At 66.8% G+C, this 8037-nt stretch carries 7 protein-coding genes; 1 reads left to right on the plus strand and 6 read right to left on the minus strand.

The annotated features are described in order from the left end of the window. Positions 1-719, minus strand: a 719-nt coding sequence (gene murJ / locus ELR45_RS34700; RefSeq protein ID WP_276320644.1) for a murein biosynthesis integral membrane protein MurJ, incomplete at its 3' end; no start/stop codon positions are given. After that, positions 716-2863, minus strand: coding sequence for a DUF6049 family protein (locus tag ELR45_RS06315; protein ID WP_129664410.1), 2148 nt, complete (start codon positions 2861-2863; stop codon positions 716-718). The genes ELR45_RS06315 and murJ, both read right to left, overlap by 4 nt. A gap of 56 nt (positions 2864-2919) precedes the next feature. On the opposite strand from ELR45_RS06315, the gene ELR45_RS06320 reads away from it, so the two are divergent. Continuing rightward, complete coding sequence (locus ELR45_RS06320) at positions 2920-4383, plus strand: CCA tRNA nucleotidyltransferase (RefSeq protein ID WP_129664412.1); 1464 nt, start codon at positions 2920-2922, stop codon at positions 4381-4383. A 505-nt stretch (positions 4384-4888) separates the two neighbouring features. Here ELR45_RS06320 and ELR45_RS06330 read toward each other — a convergent pair. The 4 genes from ELR45_RS06330 to ELR45_RS34705 all read right to left on the minus strand — a co-directional run. After that, positions 4889-5467 (minus strand): GTP-binding protein, encoded by a 579-nt coding sequence (locus tag ELR45_RS06330; protein WP_129665034.1) that lies wholly within the window; start codon positions 5465-5467, stop codon positions 4889-4891. Between the two features lies 1 nt (position 5468). Further along, positions 5469-5855: a DUF742 domain-containing protein gene (locus ELR45_RS42535; RefSeq protein ID WP_129664416.1), complete on the minus strand. Its 387-nt coding sequence runs from the start codon at positions 5853-5855 to the stop codon at positions 5469-5471. Positions 5856-5896: 41 nt separating this feature from the next. Continuing rightward, entirely contained in the window at positions 5897-6292 is a 396-nt protein-coding gene (locus ELR45_RS06340) for a roadblock/LC7 domain-containing protein (protein WP_129664417.1), read from the minus strand. Then, positions 6289-8037: sensor histidine kinase (locus ELR45_RS34705; protein ID WP_240759212.1), on the minus strand; the 1749-nt coding region annotated here is incomplete at its 5' end. The genes ELR45_RS34705 and ELR45_RS06340, both read right to left, overlap by 4 nt.

The following is an 8037-nucleotide window of genomic DNA, read 5'->3' on the forward strand; positions in this document are numbered from 1 at the left end:
TTGCGCAACACCGGGAGGAGGATCAGGGCCTGCGCCGCGACACCGGCCGTGGATCCGACACCGAGCAGTAGAGTCTCCGACGACTCGAACGTCTCCGGAGACTTGGTTCCGAAGACCACGAGATACGCCCCGAACACGCCGATCGCCACCACGTTGTTGAGGATCGGCGCCCACATCATCGGGCCGAACCGGCCCTTGGCGTTGAGGATCTGGCCGATGAGCACGTAGAGCCCGTAGAAAAAGATCTGTGGCAAGCAGAACCGGGCGAACGTGACCATGTTGTCGTAGTACGGCCGCATCTCAGGTTCGAGGTACCGACCGTCGACGACCAACCTGATGATCAGGGGCGCGGCCAGCACCGCTAGCGCGGTGGCCACCAGGAGTACCGTCACGGCCAGGCTGAACAGCCGTTGTGAGTAGGCTTCACCGCCATCGGCGTCGTTCTTGATCGCCCTGACCAGGACTGGAACCAGGACCGAGTTCAGGATGCCCCCGCCCACGAGGACGTAGAGCATGTTGGGGATGACGTTGGGCACGTTGAAGACGTCGGCCGTCAGCGTCAAACCGAGGGCCGCGGCGATCACGGCGGCCCGTCCGAATCCCGTCAACCGCGAGACGACGGTGCCGGCAGCCATCACGGCGCTCGAACCGAGGATGCTCGGCCGTTTGGGGCTCGGTGGTTCGCCGCTGGCCGCCGCGGTCCCAGGTGCGCGGCTCATCTGGTGGCCTCCGTGGTACGCGAGGACAGCTCGCGGCGATCATCGTTCCCGTCTGCGGCCTCGCCCTCTGTGAGCTCTGCGGACTCTGAGTCCCTGCCATCGGCCTTTCGGCGGAGCATCGTCCGGAGCACTGAGCCACCGAAGAGGACGACGGCACCGCCGATGATGAACCAGCCGATCGTTCCGTAGTCGGTTGCGTTCACAACGGTCCGAGAGGCCGTTCCGAGCGGAGAGCCATTGCTGGTGACAAGCTGGACCGTGATCGGCACCCGCCCGTTGGTGGCCGCGTTCGCCTGCACCTCGATCGTCTCGCGGGAACCTGCTTCGACCCGTCGCACCTCGACCTCGTCCACCTGGAGCCGGTCCGGGTTGGCGGCATGGATGTCGAGCTTGACGGTTACCGCCTCGTCGAGGTCGTTGGTGACGGTGAGCGGGAAGACGCCGGTGCGGCTGGAGAGCGTGACCGACTCCGGCACGGTCACATGCACCTCGCTGAGGGGTTCGGACAGCTCATCAGTGATCTCCGATGCGTACTCCACTCCCGCAGCGGGGTCGTCGCGCCATCCTTCGGAGGCGGACCGGACAATGGCGAGATCCAGGGCTTCGCTGAGCTCGGGGTCGGGCTCGGCCAGCAACTCGGCGTAATCCTCCGCGGCGGCCTCGAGCTCGCCGGTCGCCGTGGCGTTCTCGCTGGGAAGCGTGTTGGCGGTCTCGTCCGGGACAGCCGAGACGGACGCCGGCCTGGCGGGTTGCTCTAGCTCGGTCACCGCTGTCGGAGTCACCCACGGTAGCGATGTCCAGGTGTCGATCACGGCGGATGCCACTTCGGCCTCAGGTGTCCATCGGGAGGGGGGAGCCACGACGAGGGGCTGTGGGGATTCCCCCAGTGCCTCCGCCTCGAGTGCCACCATGGCTGTCTCGGCCGCCCACATCTGCTGTAGGGCAAGTGCTCCCGACTCCGGGGAGGTCGCGGTGTAGGCCTCGGCCAGCACGGCGTCGAGCCCGGTGTCGGTGACGACGACGTCCAGCGCACCCGTTGGTGTCTCCATCTGCGCGAGCGGGTATCCGGGCTCGGGGGAGACACTGTTCCCGGAAAGGATCACCGTTCGGACGCCGGCGTCGGCGAGCGTGCCGAGCACCTCGTCGTTGGTGACCCCGCCGCCCGGCCATGCCACGCCGGTGCGCACGTCGCGCATGGTGCGGGCCGCTTCAGTGGTGGTGTCCACCGACGCCGTGGCGATACGAGAAGCCAACGCGCCATCAGCCGCGTTCAAGGCGTCAACATCCGGCTGGGCGTACGGAAGGACGAACATGGTCCCGGATCTCGTCGCGCTGTCGAAGTCGGACCGCCATGAGGTGGCCAACTCGGACATCTCCTCGGACAGATCCGTGGACTCACCCTCGATATCGACGCCGTCCGCCATTGCTTCGACGGTGTCCAGCACATCAGGGTCCACCAGCCAGCTCACCGGGCTGTCGCCGGCCGCGTCCACGACCGCGTCGAGCGGGCCGCCATCCTGAAGCCGTCCGGCGAGTGCATCGTTGACGAGTGTTCCGTCAGGGCTCAGCGACGGCGTCGCCTCCACGGGCCACATCAGCGCGACGTCGACGGGATCGGGTGTCTGGTCGTCAGGCATCCATGGAACGACGGTACGAACCGTCTCGAGATCGATGCGTTCTCCGTTGGACAGGGTCCCGCGCACGTCGACGCCGAGCACATAGACCCCGGCGAGACCGAAGCCGAACTGGTCCACGTCGTCGAAGGTGAGCTCGAACTCCCGTCGCTCGCCGGGCTCCAGCCTCTCCGCCACGACCTCGTAGGGGTCGTCCCGGCGGAACCCCCAACGTAGGCTCGTGTCGCTGCTGACCTGGCGGATCTCCTCCCGGGTCTCGAGCTGCACGTCGCTCCAGCGCGGTAAGACCTGCACATTGGTGAGCGGCTCGTCTCCGGTGTTCTCCACCACCCCTGCGAGGGTCAGCTCATCACCTGGGCTGATCGTCGACGGACTGACGGTATGCAGGTAGCTGGCCACCCCGGCGCCCGCATCCTGATCCTGGGGTCCATCCGCAGCCGTGGCGGGCCATGTCAAGATCATCGTCACGACTGCGAGCACGGCGGTGGTCACCAATCTCCGGCCGAGCATAGACCCAGGGTATCGGGCTTCTGCTTTTGTCGTGGCACGTCGTACGCTCGAGCGTCGTGACGGAATCGACTGATCGCAACCAAACCCTGTCCGCGGCGCAGCGCCACGCGGTACGCCAGCTGCTCCGTATCGCCCCCGTGGTGGACGAGCTGGGCGCGAGATTCACGGCTGCCGAGCAGGAATTAGCCCTGGTCGGAGGGTCCGTTCGGGACGCGTTGATGGATCGGCTCGGTCAAGATCTGGACTTCACCACCTCGGCCAGGCCAGAGCAGACCAAGCGCTTGCTGTCCGGATGGGCGGAGAGCGTCTGGGACGTGGGTGAGGCGTACGGCACCATCGGAGCAACGAAGGCCGGGTTCCAGATCGAGGTCACCACATACCGCTCCGACGTGTACGACAGGTCGAGCCGCAAGCCGAACGTCGCCTATGGAGAGACCATCGAGGACGACCTCGTCCGTCGGGACTTCACTATCAACGCGATGGCCTTGCGGCTCCCGCATCGCGAGTTCATCGATCCGCACGGCGGCTTGCCGGACTTGGGCCGCAAGCTGATCCGTACGCCAGGCACCCCGGAGACGTCCTTCTCCGACGACCCGCTGCGCATGATGCGGGCCGCGCGGTTCGCGGCTCAGCTGGGCTTCGACGTCGCTCCTGAGGTGATCAAGGCGATGCGGGAGATGGCAGATCGGCTGGACATCATCTCGGCAGAGCGGATCCGAGACGAGCTGACCAAGCTTCTGCTCTCCCCGAATCCGCGTGCCGGTCTGACTCTGTTGGTCGACACAGGCCTAGCCGACCGCGTTCTGCCCGAGCTCCCCGCCCTCCAGCTGGAGATCGACGAACACCACCGTCACAAGGACGTCTATGAGCATTCCCTGACCGTCCTGGAACAGGCGATAGAGCTCGAGCATCGACTCCCCGCGGACACGCCCGATTTGACGATCCGCCTCGCCGCGCTGCTGCACGACATCGGCAAGCCGAAGACCCGACGCTTCGAGCCGGGTGGCGGTGTGAGCTTCCATCACCACGACGTGGTCGGTGCGAAGCTGGTCCGCAAACGGCTGACCAAGCTCCGCTTCCCCTCGGCCGTCGTCGACGCGGTCAGCAAGCTGACCGAGCTTCACCTGCGCTTCCATGGCTACGGCACCGGTCAGTGGACCGACTCGGCTGTTCGCCGCTACATCCGCGACGCGGGCGACCTCCTCGACCACCTGCACGTGCTGACCCGCTCCGACTGCACCACGCGCAACCCTCGCAAAGCCAACTCGCTCCAACGCTCGTACGACAGCCTTGAGGAGCGCATCGAACAGCTTCAGGAGCAGGAGGAGCTGGCCAAAATCCGCCCCGACCTCGACGGCAACCAGATCATGAATATTCTGGGCATCACTCCGGGGCCTGTCGTCGGCCGTGCTTACAACCACATGTTGGAGATCCGGATGGACCTTGGTCCGTTATCCGAGGACGACGCCAAAGCCGAGCTCCTGAAATGGTGGTCCACTCAACCCGAGTCTTCCGCCTGAGGCGGACAAGCCGCGCGGGTTACCCGTGTGCGCCGTCGTGGTGATTCCGACCGCTTGAAGCGGCCATTTCCTTCACGGCAGCTCACGCGGCGTTCGTCGCGAATAGGGTGGCGGCCGCGCACACCCATCGGATGCGAGATTTCTGATACCCGCCGATCGAAGGCGGGTCGAGCTCACCGAGGGGACGCGCGGTACCGGTAGCTGCCGACGTGAGCCGGCTCAGCGGCGAGAACGCGGCGGAGCAGATCGCGTTGCGGGTAGGCGCGAGCGGGAGCAGTGCCATCGGGAGACTGACGCGCTGAGAACAGACGGCGGATAGCCGCCGGCGGAAGCTGCATCGGAAGTGGGCGGACGAGATTCTCCGGCAGCGGCACTTCGGCCGAGGCGCTGCGTGACGCAACCAGCTACGGACACTACCGCCGAGGCCCAGCCGCAGAGGAGAACTCGACCGCCCACCACCAAGCCAGGCGCATACCCTGCCCCCTGCTCGACGCTCTGCCCACGCTCAGCTCTGCTGCTGCACCACGCTCATCGCATGCTCGACCAACGTCACGAGCACCGACTTGACCGAATCCCGATCACGAGCGTCGGTCACCAGGAACGGCACCTCAGGCCCGAGCTGCAGCGCTTCCCGGACCTCGTCAGCCGTGTGCTGCTGCTGGCCGTCGAATGCGTTGAGAGCGATCAGGAAAGGGATACCACGCTGCTCAACGTAGTCCACTGCTCCGAAACAGTCGGCCAGACGTCTGGTGTCCACGAGGATGACCGCGCCGATGGCACCGCGGGTGATGTCGTCCCACATGAACCAGAAGCGGTTCTGTCCTGGGGTGCCGAACAGGTAAAGCACGAGGTCTTCGGCCAAGGTGATGCGGCCGAAGTCCATCGCTACGGTCGTCGTACGCTTCTCCGGCAGCATCGACAGGTCGTCGACGTTGGTCGAGGCGTCGGTCATGAGCGCTTCGGTCCGCAGCGGCTCGATCTCGCTTACGGAGCCGACGAATGTCGTCTTGCCGACCCCGAAACCGCCGGCTACAACGATCTTGACCGATAGAGCGTCCTGAGACGCCTGTGTCCCCCTGGACATCTCAGAGTCGACGGAGGCCATCCCTCACCCTTTCCAGCACACTCAGATCGCGAGCCGGTTCGACCGACCCATGGAATGCCGCGTGCGGGTCCGCGACGCGGGTGAGGCCCTCTGCCTCAAGATCGGCGACAAGCACCCTAGCAACGCCGAGCGGTGTAGAGACGAGGGAGGCGATCTCGGCAACGGACCTGGGCGAATGGCACAACCGCAAGATGCGGTCACGCTCCGGCTCAGGGTCGATGCCGTGGCCTCTGCCTGCGTCAGTGGTGGAGACCAATGCCTCGATCGCGATGTCCTGGACAGGACGGGTTCGACCGCGCGTGGCGAGATAAGGCCGGATGCGGCCGGAATCAGGTATCGGCATGGTCGTCCCCGTGTTCTCCTGCATTCACGTCGGCTGACCCCCCGAGCTGTCCCTCACCTCTCGCGTCACCCCACGCGAGCGGCAGGGTTCAGCGCCGCGCCGACCCTTTCCACTAGTAGTGCCATCTCATATCCCACCTGGCCGAGGTCACAGCCGGCCGCCGCCAAGACCGCCAGGTGAGCACCGGATGCAACCGCCATCACCAGGAGGAAACCGTCGGCCATCTCCACCAGGGTCTGCTGGACCTCTCCGGCGTTGAGAATGAGCGACGCACCTACGGTCAGGCTCGCCAGGCCGGAAACGACGGCCGCCAACTGCTCTCCGCGGTCCTGGGGGAGCCCCGAGGAGCCGGCGAGATGCAGACCATCGGCAGACACCACCACGCCATGAGCGACGCCTGTCGTGCGTTGGACGAAACGATCGAGGAGCCAATTGAGCTCATCGTTCGTAGAATTCGTCACTGCTTGCTCCTCTCGGGGTCACTGGGACGCTTCGGGACCCAGCCACCGGTTTCCTGCCGCCCGCGACCAACACCGCGCTGCAAGCTTGCAAGAGTGGATGATACGGAGTCCGCGTTCTTTTTGGGAGGCGAGGGTCTCTGGGCAGCCTGCGTGGCAGCCGGGTCGTCGATGGAACCAGGGATCAGCGATGCTCCACGGCGGCGCACTGGAAGGCTGGACCCGCCCATGGAAGGCGCGGGCACCTGTGTGGCCGGATCGGGCGCCGGTGGCGTTCCGAAGTCCGGCGCCGGTGGCGTTCCGAAGTCCGGTTGCGGCGGCATCTGTTCCGGTGCCGCCGGGGTGGTGGGCTCGGCCTGCGGCGTGCCGCTCACGGCCCTTCCCGAGCCGGGCACAGCGGGTCGCGCGCCGGTCGGCCGAGCGCGTTTCGGTGCGGGCTGCTCCGCGGGCCGCTGGTTCCACCGTGCGGTCGCGGCCTCCTCGGCCGAGCGCAGTACCTCGGCGGCCCGACGCCAGCCGGCGTCGGCCGGGCTGGACCAGTCATTGCCCTGATCGTTGAACCACGCGGATCGGACCGACTCGAAGATCGGGGAGTCGCTGGTGTCCGTCGGGCTGGTGGGGCCGAACGTATTCTCGCCGGTGAAGTCAGGAAGGTCATCGCTGCCGAAGCTCGCTATGGGCTCCGTGACCCGCTCCGTCGGGGCGGAGGGCGGTTCGGAAGCGGGCCATCCGTCCGAGCCGGCGACCGGAACGCTCTCGGCTGGCTGCTGAGGAGGCGGCGAGGGCGGGCTGGGCGCGGCCGACACCGCCGCACCCTGGGGCGGCTGGTCTGCCTGCCGCGCCGGAGCGTTGGGCGGGAGCCACGGATTGGGCGTGTGCAGGAGGTCTTCGGCGGGATCCTTGACGGGCTCGGCTCCGCCGTCGAGCGGCGAGTGGATGAGGTTGGACGGAATATCGACCTGGGCCACGGTGCCACCACCGGAACCAGCCTCGAGGCGTACGCCGATGCCGTGCTTCGACGCGAGCCTGGCGACCACGTACAGGCCGAGCGTGCGTGAGGTGGCGACATCGATGTCGCTGACGTTGGAGAGGCGGTCGTTGAGTTCGTGGAGCTGTTCCTCGGGGACACCGAGGCCGGCGTCCGCGACGGATATCCGCAGCCCCCCGCCGAGGAGAGGTTGGCTGGTGACCCGCACGGGCGTGGACGGCGCGGAGAACTCGGTCGCATTGTCGATGAGCTCGGCGAGCATGTGAGCGATGTCGTCGACGGCGGTGGATGAGACGAGGTCAGTCGGCATGACGCCGAACTTCACCCGTGGGTACTGCTCGACCTCGCCGACCGCCGTACGCACCACATCGAGGACAGGTGCCGAGGCGGTCTGCGTACGCATCTCCTCGACTCCGGCGAGAACGAGCAGGCTCTCCGCGTGCCGTCGTACTCGGGTCGCCATGTGGTCGATGCGGAAGAGCGTGCTGAGCTGATCTGGATCTCGTTCACGTTGCTCGAGCGTCTCGAGCTCCCCGAGCTGGCGATCGACCAGCGACTGGGTCCGCCGCGACAGGTTCACCACGATCGTGTCGAGGTTCTGCCGGAGCAACGCCTGGTCGCCGGCGATACGGACCGCCATGGCGTGGACCTCGTTGAACGCGCGCGTGACCTCGCCGATCTCGTCCTTGCCCTCGGCCTTGATGACCTCGTCCGAGCCGGCGGAACCGCGGGCGGCCGCCGGACCGTCCTGACGGATGCG

This window comes from Phytoactinopolyspora endophytica (genome assembly GCF_004138495.1).
Classification (GTDB): Bacteria; Actinomycetota; Actinomycetes; order Jiangellales; family Jiangellaceae; genus Phytoactinopolyspora; species Phytoactinopolyspora endophytica.